Source organism: Paraglaciecola sp. (assembly GCF_030730205.1).
Lineage (GTDB): Bacteria > Pseudomonadota > Gammaproteobacteria > Enterobacterales > Alteromonadaceae > Paraglaciecola.
In genome coordinates this window covers 1-2639 of record NZ_JANQVQ010000208.1, presented here as the reverse complement: position 1 = coordinate 2639, position 2639 = coordinate 1, and the positions used below count along the sequence as shown (strand labels likewise).

General features: G+C 44.3%; 4 protein-coding genes. All 4 read left to right on the top strand.

From position 1 onward, the window contains the following. Window positions 1-78 precede the first annotated feature (78 nt). Window positions 79-411, top strand: a complete 333-nt coding sequence (locus NWQ57_RS14145) for a metalloregulator ArsR/SmtB family transcription factor (RefSeq protein WP_306022808.1) — start codon at window positions 79-81, stop codon at window positions 409-411. Between the two features lie 15 nt (window positions 412-426). Continuing rightward, window positions 427-897, top strand: a complete 471-nt coding sequence (locus NWQ57_RS14140; protein ID WP_306022807.1) for an arsenate reductase ArsC — start codon at window positions 427-429, stop codon at window positions 895-897. Window positions 898-900: 3 nt separating this feature from the next. Continuing rightward, entirely contained in the window at window positions 901-1617 is a 717-nt protein-coding gene (arsH, locus tag NWQ57_RS14135) for an arsenical resistance protein ArsH (RefSeq protein WP_306022806.1), read from the top strand. A 9-nt stretch (window positions 1618-1626) separates the two neighbouring features. Further along, the coding region (arsB, locus tag NWQ57_RS14130; RefSeq protein WP_306022805.1) for an ACR3 family arsenite efflux transporter at window positions 1627-2639 on the top strand (1013 nt) is incomplete at its 3' end.

Below are 2639 nucleotides of genomic sequence, written 5' to 3'. Positions count from 1 at the left end.
GATAGTGTTGTTTTAGCATTGACATGTGAAATTTCACATATATTATATTTCACATGTGTTTTTTGAAGCTAGTGAAATATGAGTCCACTACAATTTTTCAAATGTATGTCTGATGACACCAGATTAAAATCTGTTCTGATCATAAATCAACTCGAAGAGGCTTGCGTGTGTGACCTGATGGCTGCGCTTGAACTTGACCAGCCGAAAGTATCCCGCCATTTAGCTGAACTACGTAAATGCAATATTTTGCAGGACGAGCGTCGCGGAAAATGGGTGTATTACCAGCTTCACAAGCAGTTACCTGATTGGGCTAAAGAGGTTATCAGCCATACGGCTGACAATAACAATGACTATTTTTCCGAGGCTTTATTAAAACTGAGCACATCCAAACAACACGTTTTATCCTGCTAATGACTAGGAACATACATGAAAATTCTTTATATCTGCACCCATAACCGTTGTAGAAGCATTTTATCGGAAGCCATCACAAACCATGTTGCTGGCGATCGTATTATTGCAAAAAGTGCCGGAAGTCAGCCTTCGGGTGAGGTTCATCCACTTTCTATTCATTATCTAAAAGAGGCCAACATTTCTGTTGATGGCCTGCAAAGTCAGTCATGGAACGAGTTTGAGGATTTCAAACCTGACGTGGTTGTGACTGTTTGTGACTCTGCTGCCGCAGAAGCCTGTCCTCTTTGGTTTGGTCATTCTGTCAAGGTCCATTGGGGGCTGGCCGACCCGTCTAAAATCGAAGGGACTGAAGAAGAAAAAGCGCAAGGCTTCCGAGCGTGTATAGCCGAAATTACTGAACGGGTTAACAAGTTAGTTCTAATTGCTGAGAAAAACCTTGCTCCAGCCGAATATAAAACCGAATTAGCTAAATTAGGAGCACAGTAGGTAATGAGCCAGGTCATCACCTTACCGAATATCGATGAAACGCAGTTTGATATTCCAACGTTTGATAAGTGCCAGAGCACACCAAGTGACCACGCACCGCGTATTCTTTTGCTTTACGGCTCTTTACGTAAACGCTCATTCAGTCGCTTAGTGGTTGAAGAGTGTGCCCGACTGCTAACGCGAATGGGCGCAGATGTAAAAATATTTAATCCCGAAGGACTGCCACAAAGTGACACAGAAGATGAAAATCACCCCAAGGTGAAAGAACTCAGAGAACTCATGATGTGGTCAGAGGGGCAAGTGTGGTGTTCACCTGAGCGTCATGGCTCAATGACCAGTATTTTTAAAAGTCAGATTGACTGGGTGCCTCTGAGTATAGGTTCCGTGCGTCCCACGCAAGGGAAAACACTCGCTGTAATGCAGGTATGTGGCGGTTCACAGTCGTTTAATGTGGTAAATCAGTTACGTGTTCTTGGTCGTTGGATGCGTATGGTTACTATCCCAAATCAGTCCAGCGTAGCGAAAGCGTTTCTTGAGTTTGACGAAAACGACAAGATGAAGCCCTCCTCCTATTACAATCGCATTGTTGATGTAATGGAAGAGCTGATGAAGTTCACATTATTGCTCAGAAACAATAAAGACTATTTCGTAGACAGATATTCTGAGCGTGTTGAATCGGCTGAGCAGTTAAGCCAGCGCGTGAATCAGCGTTCAATTTAAGGAGGATTTATGGGTACATTTGAACGCTATTTATCGGTATGGGTGGGTATTGCTATTGTGGTTGGTATCTTCCTTGGCAGTGTCGCGCCAGATGTGTTTGCTGTGATAGCCAGTATTGAATACGCGCATGTTAATTTAGTCATAGCGGTGCTTATCTGGTTAATGATTTACCCTATGATGGTACAGATTGATTTTTCGTCGCTAAAAGATGTGGGTAAGAAACCCAAAGGCCTTGCCCTTACTCTGGTAATTAATTGGTTAATTAAGCCATTCACAATGGCGTTTCTGGGCTGGTTGTTCTTTAAAGGGGTGTTTGCCGACTGGGTTGATCCACAAACGGCAACTGAATACATCGCAGGCATGATATTACTCGGCGTTGCGCCTTGTACTGCTATGGTGTTTGTTTGGAGTCAGCTCACCAAAGGGGATGCCAACTACACACTGGTGCAGGTATCTATCAATGACATTATCATGATTTTCGCCTTTGCGCCGATTACCGGAATGTTATTGGGTGTAACTGATATTACCGTGCCGTGGGATACCTTATTCCTGTCAGTGGTATTGTATGTGCTTATTCCCCTCGTTGCGGGTGTATTAACCCGTAAAAAACTGGATAAAGCAGATGATCATTCAGGGCTAAATCAGTTTTTAGCAACGATGAAGCCTTGGTCAATCATCGGCTTACTGGCAACCGTGGTTTTACTGTTTGGCTTTCAGTCAGAGACGATATTGGCGAAACCACAGGCGATTGTGCTAATTGCCATTCCACTGTTGATTCAAACCTATGGAATCTTTGCCATCGCTTATTTCATGGCAAAGCAGATGAAGTTGCCACACAACATTGCAGCACCTGCCTGCATGATTGGCACCTCTAATTTTTTTGAGCTGGCCGTTGCCGTGGCGATTTCATTATTTGGTCTGCATTCGGGCGCTGCACTGGCAACTGTTGTGGGTGTGTTGGTGGAAGTTCCCGTCATGCTGTCCCTGGTATGGTTTGCCAACCGCACGCGTCATTGGTTCGT